Source organism: Burkholderia aenigmatica (assembly GCF_902499175.1).
Lineage (GTDB): Bacteria > Pseudomonadota > Gammaproteobacteria > Burkholderiales > Burkholderiaceae > Burkholderia > Burkholderia aenigmatica.
The window spans coordinates 38,360-60,879 of record NZ_CABVQC010000033.1 but is presented as its reverse complement, the minus strand read 5'-3'; the positions used below and the strand labels follow the sequence as shown (position 1 = coordinate 60,879).

14 protein-coding genes are annotated in these 22,520 nt (G+C 60.9%); all 14 read right to left on the bottom strand.

Annotated features, from left to right (window positions below; translation table 11 throughout):
- Positions 1 to 2 precede the first annotated feature (2 nt).
- The 14 genes from BDO18943_RS23150 to BDO18943_RS23085 all read right to left on the bottom strand — a co-directional run bounded on the left by BDO18943_RS23150 (position 3) and on the right by BDO18943_RS23085 (position 22,498).
- On the bottom strand, positions 3 to 2,450 hold the full coding sequence (locus BDO18943_RS23150) for a type IV secretory system conjugative DNA transfer family protein (protein WP_175024190.1): 2,448 nt from the start codon (positions 2,448 to 2,450) through the stop codon (positions 3 to 5).
- The gene (locus BDO18943_RS23145) at positions 2,429 to 2,719 is read right to left on the bottom strand and encodes a hypothetical protein (protein ID WP_175024189.1); all 291 of its coding nucleotides are present in this window, start codon (positions 2,717 to 2,719) and stop codon (positions 2,429 to 2,431) included. The genes BDO18943_RS23150 and BDO18943_RS23145 overlap by 22 nt, the downstream gene beginning before the upstream one ends.
- A gap of 35 nt (positions 2,720 to 2,754) precedes the next feature.
- Entirely contained in the window at positions 2,755 to 10,386 is a 7,632-nt protein-coding gene (locus BDO18943_RS23140; RefSeq protein ID WP_175024188.1) for a KfrB domain-containing protein, read from the bottom strand.
- A gap of 95 nt (positions 10,387 to 10,481) precedes the next feature.
- Positions 10,482 to 10,772, bottom strand: coding sequence for a hypothetical protein (locus BDO18943_RS23135; protein WP_175024187.1), 291 nt, complete (start codon positions 10,770 to 10,772; stop codon positions 10,482 to 10,484).
- A 633-nt stretch (positions 10,773 to 11,405) separates the two neighbouring features.
- A complete protein-coding gene (locus BDO18943_RS23130) occupies positions 11,406 to 11,582 on the bottom strand; it encodes a hypothetical protein (protein ID WP_175024186.1) in 177 nt (58 codons plus the stop codon).
- Positions 11,579 to 12,382, bottom strand: a complete 804-nt coding sequence (locus BDO18943_RS23125) for a hypothetical protein (RefSeq protein ID WP_175024185.1) — start codon at positions 12,380 to 12,382, stop codon at positions 11,579 to 11,581. The genes BDO18943_RS23130 and BDO18943_RS23125 overlap by 4 nt, the downstream gene beginning before the upstream one ends.
- Before the next feature lie 75 nt (positions 12,383 to 12,457).
- Complete coding sequence (locus tag BDO18943_RS23120) at positions 12,458 to 13,297, bottom strand: KfrB domain-containing protein (protein ID WP_175024184.1); 840 nt, start codon at positions 13,295 to 13,297, stop codon at positions 12,458 to 12,460.
- Between the two features lie 92 nt (positions 13,298 to 13,389).
- Positions 13,390 to 16,539, bottom strand: a complete 3,150-nt coding sequence (locus tag BDO18943_RS23115) for an LPD1 domain-containing protein (protein WP_175024183.1) — start codon at positions 16,537 to 16,539, stop codon at positions 13,390 to 13,392.
- Between the two features lie 127 nt (positions 16,540 to 16,666).
- Positions 16,667 to 17,656, bottom strand: a complete 990-nt coding sequence (locus tag BDO18943_RS23110) for a hypothetical protein (RefSeq protein WP_175024182.1) — start codon at positions 17,654 to 17,656, stop codon at positions 16,667 to 16,669.
- A gap of 253 nt (positions 17,657 to 17,909) precedes the next feature.
- Positions 17,910 to 18,182 (bottom strand): hypothetical protein, encoded by a 273-nt coding sequence (locus BDO18943_RS23105; protein WP_175024181.1) that lies wholly within the window; start codon positions 18,180 to 18,182, stop codon positions 17,910 to 17,912.
- A gap of 19 nt (positions 18,183 to 18,201) precedes the next feature.
- A complete protein-coding gene (locus tag BDO18943_RS23100) occupies positions 18,202 to 18,951 on the bottom strand; it encodes a hypothetical protein (RefSeq protein WP_175024180.1) in 750 nt (249 codons plus the stop codon).
- On the bottom strand, positions 18,948 to 21,578 hold the full coding sequence (locus BDO18943_RS23095; RefSeq protein WP_175024179.1) for a DUF5710 domain-containing protein: 2,631 nt from the start codon (positions 21,576 to 21,578) through the stop codon (positions 18,948 to 18,950). Before BDO18943_RS23095 ends, BDO18943_RS23100 begins: the two co-directional genes overlap by 4 nt.
- On the bottom strand, positions 21,578 to 21,910 hold the full coding sequence (locus BDO18943_RS23090) for a hypothetical protein (RefSeq protein ID WP_175024178.1): 333 nt from the start codon (positions 21,908 to 21,910) through the stop codon (positions 21,578 to 21,580). The genes BDO18943_RS23095 and BDO18943_RS23090 overlap by 1 nt, the downstream gene beginning before the upstream one ends.
- Before the next feature lie 78 nt (positions 21,911 to 21,988).
- Positions 21,989 to 22,498 (bottom strand): hypothetical protein, encoded by a 510-nt coding sequence (locus BDO18943_RS23085; RefSeq protein WP_175024177.1) that lies wholly within the window; start codon positions 22,496 to 22,498, stop codon positions 21,989 to 21,991.
- Positions 22,499 to 22,520: the final 22 nt, after the last annotated feature.

Below are 22,520 nucleotides of genomic sequence, written 5' to 3'. Positions count from 1 at the left end.
GCCTAGAAGGCGGAAACCGAAATGACCTTGTTTACAACGCCGACGCTGGCCACCAGCTCTTCGACCTGCCGCCGTTCCTCGGGTGTGATGGTCTTGATCTGGTCGGCGTAGCGGCTCCGCTGGCGCGGCTTGGCTGGCTGGCTGTCGGAGGACGGTGCGCCTCCAGGCTGCGGAGGGGTGGCGTTTGCTGCGGCGCCACCGTGATTGCGGCCTTCAGCGCCTCGCACCGCAGCCGATGGCTGTGCTGCCGTTGCGATCTGCTCGCGCATGGCTTCCCGGCCCGCTGCCCACTTATCGCGTGGCGTTTCCGGCTTGGCTTCCTGAATCTCCAGCGCCTCTTCCGCCTCCGCCGCTGACGCATTCTTGGAAACGCGCAGTCTCGTCGACTCCTTCGGGGGCGGCATCGAGGCGCGAGCCAACAGCGTTGGGTTCTCGTAGTAGAACGCCTTGCGACCATAGATAGGAGGCTGGCCCTTCACGAAAAGGACCAAGTCCTGGTCGTGTAGCCCCAAGAATTCGTCGGCAGTGACGAGATCCCGGCCCGTCTTGTTGTTGCTGACGGACACGTTGCCGCCTTTGACGCCAAACATGCCCTGGCTTCTCGATGCGCCTTCTTCTGACACTGTAGTTTTGCCCGTCATGCGCGCCAGCTTTTCGGCTGTCTCGATCTTGTTCGGCGCATACGCGATCCGGGTTTCGGCGCCTGAGTCGAAGGACTGTTTATCGCCATACAGCTCCTCGATCTGCACGATGTCCTGAACCAGGAAGAACATTCGGATGCCGTAGCCCGCAACGTAGCCCAGCGCCTCCTGCAGGATTTGCAGCTTTTGCAGCGAGGCCGCCTCGTCGATGATCATCAGGAGCGGGTGCGTATAGTTGGCCTTGCTGCGGCCCTCTGCGAACTCCATCTCTGCCGCATTGCGACGGATGAAGATCGCATAGAAGAGACGCGTCAGCGGGGTCAAGCGCTCCATGTCGTTGGGCTTCACCACGAAGTACAGCGAGACGGGCTTTTGTCCCGTCATCAGATCGCGCACCAGGAAGTCCGACCGGCCGGTGTTGTTCGCCACGATCGGATCCAGGTACAGCGACAACAGCGACTTGGCCGTGGACAGCACGCCGGAACGGTCCTTGTCTTCTTTGTTGAGCATCGTCTTGGCCGCGTTGGCGATCATCGGATGCGTCTTGGTTGGCTTGCCGAACGTGTCTTTCCAGCCCATCTTCCCTTCCGGGTCATGGGCGGCTTGCATCATCTCGGTGTACATCTGCTTGTCGCTGTCCCAATTGGGATCTCCGAGGAAACTCGCGCAAGCAGCAAGCGAACCTTCCTTGCTCGTGTAGCGGACGTGGAGCGCCACTGCTGTCAGGAATTCGTAGCCGGCCTTGTCGAAGTAATCATCGAGGCCCTTGCCCTTCGGGTCGCAGGCCATCGTCATGATCATCTGTGCATCGGCCACGTCGTACAGCGTGAAGATGCGGATCTCCTCCAGTGGGTTCCAGCAAGCTCCAGTGCCGTCGGTGCAGGCTGGCTCGAACTTGATGATGTCCTGGCCAGCCGCCTGGCGGAAGCCGGCAGACAGCGCGTAGGCCTCGCCCTTGGGGTCGTTGACCATGACCGAGTGGCGCCAGGTCAACAACGTGGGAATGACCATGCCGACCCCCTTACCCGAGCGGGTCGGACAGAAACCGAACAGGTGAGTGTTGCCACCGTCGCGCAGGATCTCGACCTTCTTGACGATGGTTTTCTTGAGCTTGAACATCGGTCGCTTGTTGCCGTCGCGCTTGGGCATCTTGCGGAAGCCTTGGCGCCATGTGCCACGAATCATGATGGGCTCATAGCGTTTGTGAAACTTCGGGTGATGCGGGTGAATGACCTTCCCCTTCCGATCCAACATGACCGAACCCACCACGACCCCCTCGGCCTTGTGCCCTGCGGCGTCGATGAAGCCGGTCTTGTCCACGTCCTCGTGCTCGGCGAAGTGAGCAGTGCCGTGCAGGCCCTCCATGCCTTTTGTGTACCGCGCGAGTCGGTAGCTGACGTACCCACCAAAGATCATCGCGCCGACTTCGGAGATGCCCCCAATCACGAACATCGTGTGCACCGACGAGCGCAATACGAGCACGTCACCGTACTTCCAACCCCAAGCTACCCACTGCAGCGGCTGGTACAAGGCGAATCCAGCCATGCGCAATAGCGGAGGCCCGAGTCGCGGATCATAGTGGTACTTCCAGGCCCACCATTGCGTCGGGACCGCACCGACCAGCAGCATCGCCACCATCACAACGATGAGCGCCAGAAGAGCGTTCTGCAGTGGTGAGCGCGCTGAGGTGTAGTTCAGTAAATTGGCCATGTACAACAAATAATAATCTGTCTTTTGCAGCAAAAGAACCAAATGTCCTTTTGCCGGTGCATTGCGCCCTGACAGCCTTAGGCCGTCAGGATGCTCCATTCACTACTGCGCCCTTCCGCGACCGCCCTTAGCCGGCGCGCCGCATCTTCATAGTCAGCCAGTGACGCGTGCCCCACAGGCCTGAACATCGGCTCAGCTTCAGCCAACCGTCGCACCGCCTCCACAGCATCGTCTGCAACGACCACGCGCTGCGTGACCGTCGGGCTGATCCCTTCTCGCCCGCCCACTTTCTGCTCAAGCAGTTGACCAGAAACCAGGAAAACCTTCCTGGGATCAATCGCGCTCAACGTCGCTTCGTTCGCCATCATGCCATGTACCCCATTTTTCTGCATTTTACCATTCACTATTCGAGAGTGATACCAATGTGGGAAGCTACCTCCCCTCGGCCGGCCCGGTACTTGATCGTCACAACCTCGCCGACCTGGAGTCGATCCAGCGCGCCGTCCATGTCCACCAGGCTATGCGTGGCGGTCTTTCCTTCACGGTTGATCTTCTGTACCACGTGGTCCGCTCCCACCTTGATGATCTGGCCCACGAACTCGCCATGTCGCTGGCCGCTCGGTGCGCCCACCCTGGCAGCATCAGCCGTGTCTTGGCCCCCCATGGCGCCAGGCGCAAGCTGAAGATCGTTTTGCTCTTCGCGCTCGATCTCGGCCACGGCTTCTCCCAGCCCCATGTCACGCAGCTTCTGCTTCTGCAAATCCACGGCCGCCTTGAATGCCCTTGCCTCTTCGGGCTTGACTGCTGCCAATGAGTTGGACTTGCGCAACGCCCGCTGCACCTTGCCATGCTCTGCGATCGCTTCTTGAAGTTCATCCGCCTGATCGAACGGTTTGCCGACCAACTCGGAGAGGCTCAGCACTTCACGCTCCGCGCGGGAGATTTGGGCTCGAACGCCTGCCTCGGCCTTTTCCACGCCCTCGCAGAAGTTCTCCATGCGCGTGACTGCGCCTGAGCGCGACAACGCTTCCATCCGGTGCTTGTCGCCGTCGGGCATGGTCATCACATAGAACTCCGCGTCCTGCCAATAAGCGAATTGGAACTCAAGGCCACGATAGGTCAGGCTCTTTGGCGTGCTCAACGCCGAGATATGAGCATCAATGCCGTCCATCGCCTCCATGACTTCCTCTTTGGTGTGCAGTTGTTTGCCATCAAACACACCCAGCACGGCTGCCGCGTCCCGCGCAGCTTTCAACGCCTCTTGCACGGCTAGATCCTTCGGGCCGTAGACGTTGACATAGTTGCGATTGGAGTTAAGCCGAGATTGCAGCAGGAACTGACCATCACGATGTGCGCGCTCCAGATTGCGCAGCTTCTTCACCTCATTGGCGAGCTGTGTTTCCTTCAGGATCAGCGGATTGCCGCTGGCCGCAGCTTTCATATCAGCAGAATTCGAGGCCTCGGTTGTGACGTCCTCGATCTCATTGACGCCCACCGTGTAGTTGCGCAGTTGCTCGATGCCTGAGGCCTTGTGCTCAAGCAATTGCCAGCGCCGCGTGTCATACGTCTGCGACGTGGCATACCGGTACACGCCCAACTCGAAGCCATCAGGATCACGTTCGTAGAGCATGTTGCCGCGTCGGATGCCTCTGCCTTCACGCTGTTCCAGGTCCGAGGGACGGTAGGGTGCGTCGATGTGATGCAGGCCTACGATGCGCTTCTGTACGTTGGTGCCGGCGCCCATCTTCGGCGTGGAGCCAAAGAGAAAACGCACGTCGCCCGCGTTCGTGCGCTTGAACAGCGCATCCTTTGCCTGCGGCGTGTCGTGATCGTGAATAAACTCGATCTGCGACTCAGGTACGCCGCGTGCGATCAGCTTGGCCTTCATGTCGTCGTAGACCGAAAAGCCCGTGACACCCGTGGCGCCTTCGATGTCAGTCAGTGAGAACTCCACATCGGCGGCATCGCCCTCCACGTCCAGCGAGTGTTCGTTCTTGTACTCCTCGATCTCGTCCTCGCCGATCGGGCGCGACTGCTCGCGCATGTCCAGCCAGCGCTCCGTGCCGCCTTCCTGCTGCACCAGGCGCGCAAAGAACTCGTGCGCGTCTTGCTTGCTGTCCAGGCCTTCCTTCATGAGCTGGCCCGTGGTCGGGTCGTACATTGAGAAAGTCCGCTCATTCTTGCGCCCGCTGGAGGTAAGAAAGTACGCCAGACCCTCATAGTCTTTGGGCGCGTGGAACGTGCCCTTCTTATGCGTGAGCGCTCCTGCCTCGTCGCGCACGTAGATGCGCTTCTCCTTGCTGGCCATCTTCGCCTTGGCCGACAGCGGCACCGACAGATCGCAGAAGACGAGCTGCGTGCCTTTGTCCGCCTCCCATTGCTTCCACAGGTCCATCATGTTGTCGATGGCGTGGTTGATCTTGCTGTTGGGATCGTCCGGCGCCGCTGGATCGATGAGGCGATAGTCCAGGCCTGCCTTGTTGGCCAAGCCCGTCAGTGAAAGCGCATTGACCTTGCCCTTTGTCTCCCGCGTGAGTTGCCGCAGGTTCTCGAACTGGCCAATGATCGACTTCGGGTCGATATGCATGACCGGAGTGATTGCCGAGAGCGCCGTCATGTAGGCGGCTTCCTCTGCCGTCTCGTAGCGCCGGCTGCCACGGCGAACGATGTCACCGTCTTGCTGCTGCATCTCGAACTTACCGTCCTCGACTGCGACGATGTTAACCGGCATGTCTGGATCAAGGCTCAGCTCGAAACGGATGTTGCCGTCCTTATTGCGGGCGATCTCCGGGACGCCAAAGAATGCCTCTTGCAGCTTGGAGCGCGGCACCACGATGTTCTTGGGCTTGCCACCCGCGAGCTTGGGCACCGGGAAGACTTTGCCGCGCGCAAGCTCTTGCGCCTTGAGATCGTTGAGCGTGACCACATCGGCGAAGCTGCGATACTCGCCCATGAGCGAGCCCAGGTTCTTGAACTTCGCGAAGCGCTGCGACAACCGATAGCCCGTGCCTGAGGGCGCGACCTCGTAGACGTTCTGCACATCGCCGTACTGCTTGGCCCACGCATCAAAGACGTGCAGGCCTTCGGCCTTGAGCTTGTTGTACTGCAGATACCGCTGCACCGTGAACATCTCGGCCAACGAGTTGGACACTGGCGTGCCCGTCGCATGAATCAGCGGAACGTCCTCGCCGTAGGTGTTCTGCAGCCATCGGGTCTTGACGAACAGATCGAAGGCCTTGCCGGAGCCTGCCGGATTGCCCAGTCCCGCCACGCGGTTCATCTGCGTATTGAAAAACAGATTCTTGAACTCGTGGGCTTCGTCGACCTCAAGACCGTCAATGCCCAAATCGGCCATATCCACGACCTTAGTCTTGTCGCCGGCTTTCTCCTTGAGCCGTGCGACCTTGGCTTCGAGATTGGCCTTGATCTTTTCCATGTCGCGGATCACGTGGCGATCGCCACGCTCGCGCTTCATGTCCTCAATGGCGCCGCTGATGTCGTCAACCTGTTCGCCGATGACCTGCATCTCGGCACCGGGCGGCAGGGGAATCTTCTTCAACGCGGAATGGCCAATAATCACTGCGTCCCAGTTCCCCGTCACGATCTTGGAAAACAGTCGCTCGCGATTCTCCTTCTCGAAGTCCTGAGGCGTGGCCGCCAGCACGTTCGCGCCGGGATAGAGGCGATAGAAGTCACTGCGCCATTGCAGTGTCAGGTGGTTGGGCACCGCCAGCAGAGGCTTGTTGCAGATGCCAAGCCGGCGCATCTCCATGAACATGGCAATGCTCTCGTAGGTCTTGCCGGCGCCGACCACGTGGTCCAGCAACATGGTGCGGCTCTGCAGGCCGCGCCAGACCGCATTTTTCTGGTGGCCAAGTAGCTCGATGGCCGGGCTCATCCCAGGGAACGTTAGGTGCGAACCGTCGAACTTGCGCTCAACCGTCCGGTTGAAGCGTTCGTTGTAGATGCCGGCCAACTCCTGCGCCCGTTCTGGATCGCCCCACAGCCATGACTCCCAGTGTGATTTGATCTTGTCGGCCGCTTGCCGTGCCGCTTCGGTCTGCTCCTCGTCGGTCACGTACCGCGTCTGTCCATCTACTTCCACCGGCTTTTTGACCTCTGGAGCGCGGCTGTTCATCGCCAACCCTAGGATGTCGATGGCGCCCATCTTGGGTGTGCCGAACTCGTTGTTGTTCTTGGCAAAGTTGATACCCCGCTTCTCGCCCGTGAGCCACTGGCCCGTGGAGCGCACGTAGGTGAAAGCTGCCTCACCGCCTGAGATTTCGCGGGCGAAGGCCTGGTAATGCTTTACTGGGATCCAACTGGCACCGATTGCCGCGTGGATCTCCGAGGGCATCTTGTCGGCCGGAATGATGCTCTGTAGCGCTTGCACGTTGCGCTGCAGTTCCTGTTTCTCCTTGGCTGCCTCCAGCGCGTGTGCAAGTTTCGTCTTCACGTCGCCCGACAGGTATTCGTCGGCCGTGACCACGGCACCCGACTTCGGATCGAAATAGATCAGATCGCCCAGCTCGGCGACGATCTCTTTTTCCTCGCGGCCATAGGCTCGCTGCATATACTCCAGGTCAACACGGCCACGCTGATTGAGCGAGTGCAGCAGCGCATCCTTGGCCGTCTCCACCACCTCCAGCTCACCAGGTGGGAAAAGCACGCGCCGACTAAAGATGTCCGCCTTCACGGCGCGCGCAGGCCTCGGCTCTACGCCGTGCTCTTGCGCATAGGCAGGCGTGATGGCCTTTTCGTAATCGAACTCCAGCGCTTGCACCAAGGGCGACTCGGTGTCGTCCAGGAAGATGCGCCGGTTCACCGGATCATTGAGGAAACCGAACTTGCTGTTGAAGCCGTCGTAGATCCGGTTCAGCTCGCGACGATGGAATTCGATCTGAGGATCCGTAGCTTCCGGGCTGCGCTCCAGTCGCATCTGCGCGCGCAGGGCCTCGCGGATGCGGATCATCCCCACCATGCGCTCGCCAGCACGCTCGTTGGGTGCTTCCCATGGCACTGCGCGTTGCTCGCCACGCATGTCCGGTAAGCGCTGCCAGACGGCCGGGCCGTCCTTCGATTCCTTGAGAAAGAATGACCCTTCCTTGATGTGCTCCGGGATGTCGCTGGCTGCCGCTGACACCTCCACGTCATCCGTGCGCTCGATGCGCGAATAGATGCCCACGGGCAGGGTCTCGACCCAGCGAGCAAGTTGCTCCTGCAGGGTGCCCTTGGATTCGTCTGGCACCACCGTGTATTCGTTGGCGCGGTACATCGTGCCCTCGGCCGAGTGCTTGCCGAGGACGTTCTGCGGGTTCTTCAGGAAATAGTTGTTGACCGCGAGCGAGGCGATGTCGCCCGTCTTCGGATTCTCGATCTCGACGTCCGTCGTCTCCAACCAGTCCGGACGCTCGTCACGGCCGAGCGAGTTCTCGTGGTCAACGCGACGGAATATAAGGACGTCAGTCACCACTTCCGTGTTCGCGTTGCCCTTGAACGCGTTGTTGGGCAGGCGCACGCCCGACACCAGCTCCGCGCGGCGCGAAATCCACTGACGGACCTGGGGATCGAGCTTGTCGAGGAAGTAATGCGAGACCACCAGGGACATCAGGGCGCCTGGCCGCAGCAACTCGATGCTCTTGGCAAAGAAGTAGTTGTGAATGGACCAGCCCGAGTAGGCCGAGCCGCGCTCGTCCACAATGGGCTGGCTACCGAACGGCGGATTACCCACCACCAGGTCGAAGTAGCCTGCCGGCGCGTTGTACGCCTGAAAGCCCGTGGCCTTCGCGATCTTGGCCGTCGGGTACAGCGCGGCGGCAATACGGCTCGTGAGGATGTCCAGCTCAACGCCGTGAATGCTCGACTCGCGCCGCATCTCAGCCGGCATCATGCCGACAAAATTGCCGCTGCCCATGGCGGGGTCGATCATCCTGCCGCCGTTGTAGCCCATGCGTGAGAGGCCCGCGTACATGGCATCGACCACAACAGGCGCTGTGTAGAACGCATCAAGCTGTGAGCGGCTCGCCGCAGCCCATTCGGCGTCCGTCAGCAAGGCTTTCAGCTCAACATGCTGTTGCGCCCAATTCTTGTTCTGCGGGTCGAAAACGCCTTTCAAGCCGCCCCATCCCACGTACCTGGCCAGCACGCGCAGTTCGTCGGCCGTCGCGTTGCGGTTCTCCGCGTCAAGCGTGCGCACCAATTGAATTGCGCGGACGTTGTCCCGGTACTTCTCCATGAGGCCACCCTGCCCGATCTGGTCCGCGTCAGTAATAACGTGGTCCAGCCGCTCACCATAGCGCTCTTGGCCAGCGGGCTTGACGGCACGCACGGAGGCCAATGCTTCGGCTTGCGCCGCTTCAGCTTGGGCGGCAAGGGCGGCCTGCGCCTCTTGGGCACGCTTCTCAATCTGCAGTCGAATCGCTTGCGCTCGACTGCCCTCGGTGAAGAATTCCGAGGCCTGGCGCAACTGCTGGTCCGTCATCTGCGTGACGTAGATCGACTCCAATTGCTCGCGGGTGTACGTGATCGGGCCCACCATCGGTGGCCGGGGGCCGAGGGGGATTTGGGCGCTGGGCTTCTGGCGTACCGGCGGCACGATCTCGGAAGGCGGCGCCGAAGCTGGACGCCGTTCTGCGGCGGCCCGCGATTCAACAGGGGTAGTGGTGCCCGCCGTTGCGATCTGGACCCCTGCGGCGGGCGCCGGTTGCTCGGTGGCTTGCGGCTGGACGATGGCCTTGGATTCGGTGAGCTGGATCTCACCCTTGTTGTCCACCTCATCCTCACGTGCGCGCCAGTCCGGCAGGCCGAATTCATCCACCATCACTTCGGAGACTTCCTGCTCCAGGTCCGGTCGCTGCTGAGCGATGTAGCGGGCCAACGAAAATTTGCGCAGCGAGTTGGATTCCAGCACTCGCATGACGTCCACCCGGCGCAATTCCTCAACTGAGTCGGCCGCGACACGGATGAAGGCACCCAAGTCTTCAACGCCCTGTTCTCCTGGGGCCGGCGCCTTCTGCGCGCGTTGCGCGGCGGATTCCTCAGCCGTCATGAAGTCGCGCTTCAGTTCACCGCGTTCAATGCGCATGCCTTCGGGCGTGGGTCGCATGCTCACGCTTTCACTGATACGAACGCCACCCTCGGCATAGAAACGCACGCCGTTCTGATCCTGCCGGATCATGACGCCATCAGCACGGCGGCCCACGATGGTGTGGCCCTCGCTTGAGGGCTTCGCCAGGCTCTGGGCCCGCTCGCGAGTATCCTTCAGCGCTTCGGCAACTTCCTCAACGACTTGTGCTTGGGCAGGCCACTGCTTCATGAGGTCGCTGGACGCCTTTTCGAGCATGGCGGTCACACTGGCTACCGTTCTCGGGCGCTCCAGTTCCTGAATGACGAGGGCAATTGCAGCGCGGGCGTTGCCTTCAAGGGTATTGCGGCTTGGGTGGAAGGTTTCAATGACTTGCTTCAAGCGCTCCAGTTGAGGAGCATCACTTGGCAGACGATGGCGCGTTCCAGGCGCCTCGCGCGCTGCCGCTTTTGCTGCGTCTTGCGCGGTACCTGCGGTCGCACTCGTTGCACCTTGCGCATCGGTAGAGGTCTGCGGCGCCAGAGCATCGGCCGCCTTGTGTTGCTGGCGGATTTCACCTTGCGCCAGGTCTTGCGCGCCTAGCGGTGGCGTTGCTTGGGCGCCATCTTTCTGAGTCGTGGCGACGTCAGTGCCCAATTCCTCAGCCTGGAAAACGGCCTTGAACTCGTTGATCTGGATCTCACGCGCTTCGGGCGTCAGCGCCCAAAGGTTCCTCTGCCCTTCGCGGATCACCTCGCCTTCGCGCGTGAGCTTGTAGTAGTTGAATTGAGGGCCCAACTGGTTTTGCACCAGGGCTGTGAGGCGGAATGGGCCGGCGCCACTGGCCTTGCTGACGCCGAAACGGCGCGTCACACCGTTGAGGGTTGCCGTCGCTGGGTACAGGCGATTGAAGATGAAGCGACCATCTTCGGGGATGGCTTGGCGCCAGGCCGCTTCGATCTGACGCAGCAACGCAATGCCGTTGCTGTCGGGTGGGGTAGACGCTTGAGCTGCTGCGGGCGGGGGCTCGCTAGGCTGGGACTCGCTACGGGCCGTAGGTGGTGTGCTCAGCCCACCAGGTGCGTTGCTTCCGGCGGTTCCTGTTGCACTCCGTGCATCGCCAGGATCTCGTGGCGCGACAGATGGGTCATTTCCGTCTCGTTCGCCAGAACGTCCTTCTCCAGATCGGTCTGCGCGGTCAGCTTGTTCAGGTACTGGTTGGCGACCAACAGAGCGGTCACCCGATCCTGCCACCCCAGCGCCCAGCGGTTCGCGATGGAGACTGCCGTCGACCCCATCGACTCGATTTTGAGGGCGGTCGTCTCCCCGTACAGCTCGCGTTTGTAGAGTGCTTCCATGATCCTGATTCTCCGTCGCTTCCTGAGGCTGTTGCGAATTATTAATTAATGTACCAGATTCCCAAGCCTCTTGGGCTGTAGCGCGATCGATCTGTGCCTTGCGATGGTCGTGCAGTTCGTGGCCCGTCATCCTGAGGCGCACGGCCGCCATGAGCTGCGGCTGCACGTCCTTCATAAGTTGGGCGCGGTCCTTCATCGTGGTGATAGCAAAGCCTGACGCCAACAGGACTTTGGCAGCCGCGTCAGTCTTCAGCTTGTTGAGAATCGCAACAACATTGATTAATGAACCCGTCCGCAAGGCGACATCGAAGGCTTCAGCTTCAGGGTGGCGCCACGCCCCCGTGTTTGTGATGATGGGGGGCGCCGTTTCCTGAGTCGCCTCCTCCCGAGTGGCGCCGAACAGGTCGAGTTGCATCAATCTCTCCAAACGAATGACAACTAAATGATGTAATTTTCGCACGGCCAGCCCGCGCGATTAACAGTTGATTAACACTTTATCGCAAGCCGAGGGGCGCCTCTGCCCACAATAGTTAGCAACACTGCATTGGCGGACGGTTTTTTTTGCAGCAAAAGTGGGAGCGGCAAAGAAAAACGGGCCCGCCGGCCCGTTTCCGATGTGCGTTGCCGCTACCTTCAGGTGCGCCGCCACTCCGGCAGCTCAGGGAACGTGCTGCGCGTTGACGTCTTCGCGTTGCTACGCAACTGGCTCTTCATGGCCGTGGTGACGATTGTGCGCTTAGACGAACGGCGCACCACGACCTTCGGCGCGGCCGCAGTCGCCAGCTTCTTGGTGTTGCCGGGTGCACTCATATCAGCTCCTTGACTTGCAAGTAGTCTAGCAGCATTTGCCAACCTGGACCTTGTGCGGCCAGGTCGAATTCCATCCAGCGCTGCGTGCCGTCGCGCTCCCACCAAGCCGCGTCGATCGCGAGCACGTCTTGCACAGTACGGCAGTTGGCCAAGTGCGGTGCTCCTTCGGTTTCCCCTTCGTCCAACGGCGCGTCAAAACCCAGCTTGGGCCAGAAGCGATAGCCGATCATGTTCGCATCGTATCCCCTGCCGCCCCCAGCAATTAGCGAGATCCGCCGGTATCCTAGGCAGTGCGCGGTGATCGCGCACAGTGCAAAGGCCACGGTCCCGAGCCCGTCGGGCGCCTGATGGCGCAGGTAGAAGTGGTCGACGTGCACCCCCATGCCGCCAGCCTGCGTCTCCTCTGCGTCGTCTTGGTCGTTCTCGCTCGCCAGCATGTCCTCTAGGAACAGTCCCGGACCGTCCTCCTCGTCGTAGATCCCGACGCGGTTCTTGTGTCCTTCGTGGACGACGTCGGCGTTGACAGTGGTGAAGTACGTGCCAGGCGGCGCATCGTCGAGCCCATCGTTGTACTGCTCCTGCGCATGCACGCGGGAGCCATCGAACACCATGAGCAAGTGGGCCGCCTCTTCGCTGGAAAGGAGGGCATCGAATAACTCGATCTCATCGGCTGAGTCCAGGTCCTTGCCGTCATAGCGAAAGACGCCGGACAGATGCTGGCGCGCTTGCGCCGAGCGGCGCAGCGCCTGGTAGGGCGCGCGTAGCGTGCGCTCAAAAAAGTCAGTGGTGGGCAGCGGCATGGAGAACGGCGTGTAGAAGGCTCAGCATTCTAGCGTGGTGCCCTATCTGGCAAGGGCGGACTGTGTTCCGCTGATCTACCGCCCGATACCGCGATCGACGCCCAACTCGTTGACCCGCCCGAGGCCATCGCTGTAGCTGATCTCCACCAACGTCCCAGGCGTTACGGGACTGGCCAGCGCTTCAAGGCTGTGCATCACAACTTCACCTTGACGGTTGATCCGTTGCATCGCCACGCGGCCCTCAATGCCAAGGATTGGGCCGACGAAGGTGCCCTCGCAGAACTGATCGTTGTCACGGACCGGGAAAATTTGCTGCCGGCGTTCTCTCCGGTGCAGCCCATCTGCCACCAGCGTGGCGATGTCCACCAGGTCTTGGGCAGTCATCGGGCGCGCACGCTCCTGACAGACTTCCGCAAAGGCCGCTTGGCCAGCGGGGGCACGGTGGAAGCGCTCCGGTGTGATTACCTCGCATACGGAGGCGAATACTTCTTCAGCCTGCCGGTCGACGGAGTCACGCGGATACTCGCGTTCCACGTTGCGCCACAACTCTGTTAGCCCTGGTTGCTCTCGGGCTTCGGCGATGCGGGCGAGCAAGGCGCGTTTGTCACGTGCCGCAAAAGTGTTGATTCCAAGGTGTCCGAGGAGTTCGTGGCGAAGCGTTCGCTCAACGTTTTGCGCGTCACGAAGGTTGGAAACTGCGAGGGCGACTCGGCGTCGTGCAGGAAAGTAGGCTCCTGCGACGTTTCCGACTCGCTCTTTGGTAGCTTCTGGGATTCCAAGTGCATCCTCCTGCTTGTCCCTGATCACGTATGCTATTTTGAGCGCAATAGGGTATTGCTGGCAAAAGTCGATGACTGCCTGCTTGCACTCATCGATCGTAAGCGCCTCATGCGTACCCATTTCTGCGTACCACATGAAGGGCAACCGTCAGCCGTTCACACCCGTTGCGCGACCGCACTCTGGTCCGCGAACGGGGCCATGTCGAGCAGCTCTGCGTCACGCTGCGCTCAACGATCGAGCCCATGCACTTGACCGCGCTCCAGGTTCCGAACGGTACCCTTGCCGTCCTTGTAGGCGATCTCGGCGATGTCCCCGGTCGCTACCGGCTCGGTCAAGTTCGCCATCGAGTGCACCACCGTCTCGCCGGCACGGCCAACCTTCTGCGTCACCACTCCATCCGCAACGCCCAAGATCTTGCCGACGAAGAGGCCGCTGAGATTGCCAACGACCTTCTGCGGCAGGGTCTGCTCGCGGCGGCCGGCCTCAAGGCCTGTGCCGTTCTTTGCCCACTCGCCACCCTTGTGCAGAATGCCCTGCAGTTCGACGTTGGTGAACGGCACCGCGATGCCGTGATCGCGGAGCCAGGAGGTCATGCCGGCAAACACACCCTTCATGAACCCGTATTGCACGCGCACGTTGCCCTGCTCATCCAAGCATTGCTCCCCTGCCCGGGCCACAATCTCCTTGGTCTCGATATCCGGAGGAAGCTCGCCGTAGCGCGAACGCACGTTCTCTGCGATCGAACACACTGTCTCGTCGCCCTTAGCCTTCAGCGATTGGATACCGTGGTGGAGTTTCGAGAAGCCGTAGTTGCCCAGCATTTCCTCTAGGCTGTGGTGCATGATGCATTCGTGCGCCATCACCTTCTGCATCTGCCGCATATCGGCGATGTTGCCCGCAACCACGTAGACCTTGCCGTCGTGATAGGCGCCGTCGGCATTGGCAGGCGCATCGAAAGGCAAGTCGCGAGGCGAGCCCACGACCAGCACGGGAGGCATCCCCTTCCACTGGCCGCGAAGACGCTCGATCTCCGCGTGGATCTCTGGCACCGGTAGCGTGGAGCTGGGGCCCGGCGCCGTCGAAAACAACGCCGGCCCCAGCTCCGACTCACGCACCACAAACTCGCCGATGAGCGTGTTGAATGCCGCGTTGACGGACTCACGCTCGTGGCCAACCGGCACCGTCTCGGTCTCTCGCACGCCGAAGGACAGATAGCTGTTTTTCGCCTGCTTGGCTTCGAGCTTGTCAGCCACAAACGAATCGAAGGCGCGGGCGAACAGTTCGCACTTCGTTGACCAGTAGGCCTTACCGCCCTTGTCCTTATCCAGCCTCGCAGCGTTCAGTACGTAGTCGGTGCTAACCTGGCGGCGCTCGGGCATTGCTTCGGCGTCAGCCGCCATTGCTTGCTCGTGCGCGGCTTTTTCGCGTCGATAGGCCAGTGAATCCAGATTGCTCTGCAACCCCTTCAGTTGATCAATCGAATAGACGCGGCCGTGCTTAGCCTTATAGAGATCCCGCATCTCGGCAACCACTGGATGCACCAATGTGCTCTGGCCGATCGCTACCCGCTCACCCCCGAAATCGCCAGCTCGCACGCGCTTGGCCAGCACATTGAACTCCGCCTCCATGCCTTTGAAGTCGCGGCCGATGGAGCCGAGCCAGCCGTCGACGTTCCTCTCCAACTTTTGCTGATACTTGGCGTCTTCAGATCGAGCCTCTTCCGCAGTCTGCTGACGCTTGGTCATGGTCTGCACCAGGGCTTTGAAGGCGCCCACGATCTCGGGTCGTACATCGCCAAAGCGGGGCGACTTAACAGCCACGAACTTGTTGCCCACCAACTCATGACGGGTTTTTGTGTCACCCAGCGTTGCATGTTCGCTAAGGTAGGGCTCCTCCGCCGTATCGAGCCCAGCCTGCCGGGCGAAGTAGTGATCGACCGCGTGCGCCCATTCGTGGGCGAGGGCGCCGGCACCAGTGGTGCGCGTCAGGTTGATTTCGTTCACACCGGGCACGAAATGCGCCGCAAATCTGCCACCGTGGCCCTGAGCGCCGATGGCCAGGCCAAGCATGCCACCCAATGACAAGGCCTTAGGCGGTACATCCAGGATCTCGGCAAGGTCATGAAAAGCGTCGAAAGCATGGTTCAGATGCATCTGCGCCTCGGCGCGCGCTGCCGGCGTCTTCATCCAATTGCCGAAGTTCACGCCGCGCAATCCGAACTCCTCCATCAGCCGCTCGCTGCTGATGTCCTCGCCTTCCATGCGGCGACTGGCCCCGATGCGCTCGGCGTCCGCGACGTTGTAGCCCTTGTCGATGATCTGGGCGTCCTTGCCCTTGGCGCCACGAGTGCGCTCTTTCGCGGATTCCACCGCCAGCTCGCGAGTGTCAAATGATCCGATAAAGCCGCGCTTGCCGACCAGAACGTAAGGCTTGATGCTCGCGGCTGCAGCCATGGCCGCGTCCTCGGTGTCGAATGCTTCGAGGTAGTAGCGATCAACGGACAGCGAGAACTGTTTGTCGCGCGGATGGGCATCGACGCGAACGCTCGCCTGCTCAAGCACTTTGTAACCTCGGACCTCCCATGATTCGCGCTTGTTTGGCCAGCCGTCGTCAATAGCCTTGCCCGCACGCTTGATCTCTTCGTAGCCGGGCTGCAGGGCACCAAGGAGCTTGTTGCCGCCCACGAGGCGAATCTCGTCGCGGTGATTGCGCCATCCATCCGGATAGACATACTCCAGAAGCGAGTTTGTAGGCTTGAGATCCGACAGAGCGACCTGTCGTCCCAGCGTGGCGCCTGCGACGCGCATATTCTGGCTGGCCCAGGCCTTCAGGGCTGCAGTGTCTTGCGTCCATTTCATCAAGCCCTGCTCGACGCGCTGCAGACCCGCGATGTACTCCTTCAGGTGCGTGTCTGCCAACGTGCCCCCGGCTCTGACCGCAGGCTTGGCCGCGACACTGTCATAGACCTGCTTGAAGACATGGGCAACCATGGGCTGCATGCCGTCATCAATGAGCTGCTGATAGTCCGGCTTGGGCCACACGTTGCCTTTGACTGCTTCCTTGACCTTCAGTGTGTCGTTAAGCCCTTCGATATCCGCCCAGGTCGTGGCCACCTTTCCGCGATTGCGTCGATTGGCTACCAGTTCCTCGCCCGCGTCGGAAATGCCACCGACTGTGTCCGCAGTCGACACGGCCGTTGCAGCCACCGGGGGCGACACAGCGGCTGCATCCGTGGTCTCCTGGAACAGATCCTCTACCTCAACGACAGGCCCCGGGCTGGCGTCAACGCGCTCTACGAATCGATCTTGCGGCGCACCGTCGCTGAACAGATCCATTTGCAGCGATGCCGCTGCGAGATTGCCGTCTTCTTTGGCCATGATTTCAGCGCCCAAGGGCCTGTGAGATCAGTGAATGTGGGGAGGCCAACCCGCATTGCCACACTGGCTGGGTTAGCCTTCGGTTGACCAGGGGTGGCACCAAGCGCGCCCCCCCGGCGCAGCTCGATCAGCGCGAATTGCCTTCGCGGCCCATATCTTTGGAGCTGACGCTCAGGACGCCTGCCTTGAATCCGATCCGCAGCAGCTCGCCGACGCGCGGTTGAACTCCGGACGCCTCCGCAAAGGGCAGTTCAATCGCTTCCTCGCGGTTGATCTTGATGAGGCTGGATCGATGGTCTTGCGCGACCACGGTGCCAAAATACTGGCCTCGCTCGCGATCCGGCTCCTTGATTCGCAGACCCATCTCATCAGCTTGCTCGCCGATGGTCGGAGCATCGGCATCGAGCCCCTGGGCCCGCAGCAGCCCGGCAATCCCGTGAATACCAAACTCCTGCGCGTGTCGCGCAATGCTGCCGCTTTGCAGGCCGCTCACAACGATTTCAGCGGCGTCCTTGGAGACACTGCCGTGCAAGAGTCGCTGCACGCTATCGGGCACCCACTCGCTCAGATCCGCCACCTTCGCGCCGGACACCCAAGCCGCCAGACCTGCGCGGGTCGATTGCGTTGCCACTTCAATAGCGGCTTGCCGATGCAAATCGACCACCTCAGACATCGGCGCCGGCACCGAGAATTTTCCAGGCAGGCCATCGAACCCGAATCCGAGTACGCCCTTCTTCAGCGCTTGCGCCGCGACCATCTGCAGCGAGGCCCGTTGGGAGAACGGCTGTTCCCCGAGCGGGGCGACTCGCACTCCGGATGCCTTCAAAACTCCCTGAATCATTTCCGCCGCCTGCTGGTTGCCCGGATATTCCTCGGTAACCGCAACTTGTGAGCGCTGGGCAGCTACCGGGCCCTGACCACTCATTCCCCGCACTGCCCTGCCTTTCTGCAATCCGAATCCGTCAACACCCTGCACCAACGCCGCTTGCAGATCGCCCTTCACACCCTCATACACGGCACCCCGGCCTTGGCCAACCAAGCGCTCATCCACCTTGAAGCCGGTTTCGCGGAGAATCGCTGCCATGCCACTCGCGTCCATCGACTTCAGCAGGTCCATCACCCCACGGGCCGACTGTCGGCGCAAGACGCCACGCAGCGCATGCGCACCCGCAGACGCCCATACCCCGTCTTCGCCCACGGTCGGGCTCACGTAGTTGGGCCGACCGCCCAAGTACCGCGCCTCACTCATCTCCATAGGACCCTCGCCGACACTTACAATTAACACATAATTAACAGTTTTGATTATTGCATGACTGTCGATCGAACGCCATACCGACCTGCATCACGCACGTGCTTCCACTCAGCTCTTGTCAACGGGACATGGCAGGGTCCACGAAAACCGGGAGGGTCCCCTCTGCCCCAGAGAGCGCCGCCATGATCTTTCGCACGGTCTCCTCCAGAGCGGCCAGGTTGACCACGCCTACTACCTCGAAGTTGGGAAAGGCAGCAGGCAGGAATTGGTACAGCGCGGTTTCATTGGCCGCACACACGACTCGCTGCAGCAGTTCCCCACGTGCCTCGGGACCGGATGGCGTCGCCTCGGACACTCGGCCTGTCACCAAAAAGACGTTTCCCTTGCGCATACGTCAGGCTCCGAACTCGTCAGGCGCTGCCGCTAGAACCATCTAATGATGACGGGCCTTGCGACGTTGGATCCAGCATGCCGGCCATATCGCTAGCATTCAGTCTGTCAAGAACCGCCTGAAGCTGATCGATCAGGCTCTTGCGCTCACTGGGCCGCGCGCTCTGCAGTCGAATTGTGATCTGCAGAAGGCTGTAGACGTGTGCCCGCCACGAGGTCTGAGTGGATGTCGGCTGGGGGAAAACGACCTTATTCAAAAAGCGCTGAACCGACGACATACTCTGCGCCTGCGCATTCGATCGAGGGGTCAACAGGTTGCGCTCGATCCTTTCCCACTTTCGAAATTCAGCATCGAACGCGCGCCAATCGCTTGCCGAATCCATGCCCTTCAGTTCCTTTTGCGCGCTCCAGTATTCCTGCTTGGCAAGCGGATCGTACTTGGCCAACAAGTCACAGAATTCGCCAAAAAAGACCCCATTCCTCACCTTCAAAAGTCCGTCAATGCCCCACACAATCAGCGCCAATAGCATCGAACCGAAGACTGCAACCTTCCCGGTCAAAAACATCAAGGCCATCAGAATCATCCCTACACACTGAAACAACTCTGTCCTTGTCTGAACGTCAGTTTCCTCTACCTTGCTATACGCATTGGCAATATTTTTTAGCGCCTTTCGCCGAACGGCTGGCTGAATAACACCAGTTACTTCCATACGCACCTCCTCCGGTATTTTTTCCACATCAACCCGCCGACTAGCGGTTTCAAAACTCATCTCTCGACACCACTACCCGTCCGGTGGTCAGACAGCGGTGGCCATTGAACGGTGTGCCGCACTTCTCGCTGCTGTGAATTCCCCAGCACCGCCATCACTTGCTTGTGGACTGCCTGGGGACCTTCCGCCGCAGCCAAGTCGTTCCAGTCGGTTGGACGCCCGCCCAGTGACTTGAATTCGGGCACGAGCATGACGGCTCGCGACGGTGCCTCTTGTTCGCCCTCTTGGGCTTGCCCAGCAAAGGCCTCCAGCGCAACTCGTCCTGCCTCCACTCCCCGGTTGCTGAAAACCAGCCGCGCGGGGCGCTGGCCTTCTTCCGCGACCATGTCGACCGTGATGGATCGGACTTCCGTCGAATCCGGCTCGCGCTCCAGGCTCATGCAATACCGCCCTTTGGCCGCTTGGTGCCACTGCCCGTCAGCAACGGCGTCGCCCAGCGACACCATGCGCGAAGACGACTTCCCACTGAGCACCTCCACCATGCTGCCGCGCTGCGAGTTGGGGTTGACTCCGAGTTTGTCAGCCAAATACCCAAGGGCTCGCTCAACGTGGAACTGATCGTTGTCCACAGCAAGGACCGGCAGAAGGCTGTCGGGCCACTTCCCTGCTGCCTCGGCGGCCACCGCTTCCAGGTTGCCAGCGTCAAAGCAAACGATGACGGGCAGGCCCGTGGGTTGCCTGAGTGAAGCCCCAGTGGCAAAGCCCTCGACGAAAAACGCCGCCGCAGGTGCTTGATCTGGAGAGGCGGCAGCATGGGCACACAGCGCGTCGAGAGACGGGGCCCCCAACACAGCCATCGTTCCCTTCTTCTGCGCCCCACGCATGAACGACTTGACCTTGCCGTCCTCGCTGATGGCCTGCACCGCCCGGATCACGCCCGCCGCGTTGCGCATGGGCACGATCAAGTAGTTCTGCTCTTCCCGGATCGCCGACTTGCCGTTCTCGCCGACGAACTCGTCATAGCCGAGTAGAACCTTGCCTGAGACCTGGACCAGGCCTTCGGCGGAGATTCCCTTCTTCCGCACGTATCCGTGACCGGCCGCAGGCAGTCCCTGAGCAACGATTTCTGCGGCATGCTCCGCCGCAACACCTTGCGCCCGTTGCATCGCTCGGTCGGCTTCCTCTGCTCGGCGCATGGCTTCGGCGCGCATACGCGCCTTCTGCTCCGGCGTCAGCAGAGGGCCATCGAACGTCCAAGCGTGCCGCTCGCCCGTGTATTTGTCGCTGATCGACCCTTTCGGCGTTCCATCACGCCCGCCATGAAGGTCCAGAATGTAGGCGCCCGCCTTGTTCGGTCCTTTCTTGCTGAAGGTCCGAACGTTATGCCACTTCCCATCCGCCTTGATGTCTCCTGAGACATCAAGATTCATGGCCTTCATTGCTGAGCGGAAGTCGTCGATCACCTCGCTTTCGGCGGCCGTTTTACCGAGGCAATGGTCACGCGGATCCCACTCCTTAAACTTGGCCAACTCCAAGCCCTTTGGGACGAACCACACCAGTTGCGGCTTGTACCAGACGGCGCCTAGCTCTTTGGCGCGCTCCTTCTCCTCGAAGGGGACGGCCAGCACCGCTTCACGTTCCGCAAACATGGCCTCCAGCCGAGCGCTGTATGCAGCGTTTCTGGCTTGCGCGTCGCTGCCGCCGTGCGATTGGCCTGGCTGACTTTTTTCCATCGTGGACTCGCTCACGCCTTTCCCCTGCTCCCCCTGCGGTAGTTGCTCCGCTTGCTGCTCCAGTGTTTGCTCCTGGCGAGCAACGGAGATTTCGTCTGCAATTCGTAGCTCTTGTTGCGCAACGCGCGCTTGAGTGACGATTTGCGCAGCAACAAGCTCCGAGACGCGCACGGCATCGAAGAACGCTGATGGATCTGCATCGATAAGCGCCGCCACATTGCTCATCCACTGAGCGTTGGACCAGCGCGCCACCTGTTCCTGCAAAGCCTTCTCGTGAGACGTGCCGTGCTGCACGTCACGCCAGTCAATCTCCGGAAAGACCGCTGACATGGCCAGCGCTTGCGCAAGGGCTTGATACGCCGACTCATCCCGGCCGCCGAAGTCCCGATACTGGGCATCCACCCAGGCCGCGAGCGCATCAACGACTTGTGTGCCCGGCTCGAAATCCGCCGCAACCATCGCGGCTTCCAGCGCCTTACTGGGGATCTTCTGTGTTGGCTCAAAAGGCGGCACGCCGTCAATATGCGCCGCATTCACGACCGAAAACCGCTGCACCTCCGGAATCGCCAAGGCCGTGCCCGTGCTGTCCGTTGCGTTCACGAACTGGAGAACCACGGGCTGTGCGTTCTCGCGCAATTTCCAGCCCGAGGCCTCGATCTGTTGGTCCGTGAAGAACCTCGCATCCGACCACGCCCGGTCCTGCATCACCTGCATCAGCATCCAGCGATTGAATCCAGTGATCGGTCGCTTCTCGCCAGCGCTGACCGTGTGGGGCATCTCCATGGTCGCCGGCTGTCCGGTCATGAACACTGCGTCCCCAGCCTCAACTCGTTGCGCGAATCGCTTGGCGATCGCCAAACGATGCGCGTAGCCCGCAGCTCGCGCATCCACCTTTGCTTGTGCCGTAACCTGTGCCGCGACTTGCGTCGGCATGGCTTCTTGAACTTCGTCCATCACAGACCGCCCTCAACGGCAGCAACGTCGGACGAAGGTGCTGCAACTTCCAACGACAGCAGATAACTGTCCGCCAGACCCAATGCTGTGAACTCGCCGACGGCAAGTTGCCCCCGTCGCTTGGCCGTCTCAACTAGGTCCCTCAAGCTGGCTTCATCGACCTCCGGGAAATCGATCGGGAGGATCGACCGTCGCTCCATAGCAAGCAGCCGCGAACCGTGGATGCGAAGCGTGTCGGCCTGCTTCAAGCCACACCCCAGCGGGACTGTCATCATGATTCCCTGCAAAGCTCCGGACGGATCTTTTGCAGCAAAAACCTCAATCGAGATCATTGTTCTGCTCGTCTATGAGAACGCAACAGCATCAAATAATGTGGGAATGATACAGGAGCAGTGCACTATTGGCACGCGCTAGTCGGCCTGGCCGTGCCGATAGCGCTGCAGCAGCGCACCGTAACGCCGGTAAGCGGCAATCCAGTTCGACGCGAACGCCCGGCGCGCCTCCTCAAGCGTGACCTCTCCGTGGCACAAGCCCTTGTAGAGCGCGAACTCTAGGTCATCCTTGCGATCGGCGTTCCATTCCGAGTTGCGAGGTTGAGGCCAGAGGTTTCGCGGGTCGGTGGGGTGTCCACCGACGCTCAGCGGAATCAGGTGGTCCTCTTCGAAGTCTCGGGGACTGGAATCCCCATAGCCGTATTCGCGGATCTGGCTCTTCTTGAGCCTGTTGGTGTAGAAGGCGGGCGGCCGGACCGTTTTGGTCCAGCCTTTCACGCAAACCGTGCTATGGATGTTGTCTTGGGTGACATCGAGGTTGATGGCACCAGGCGTCAACGCCCGATCGGGCAAGTCGCCGGCATGCGCACAAAGCGACAGGGCTGCGGCCACAACAGCAAGCCCAAGCTGCACAAATTGCTTATCCAAGATCGCCTCCTTTTGTCGTTGT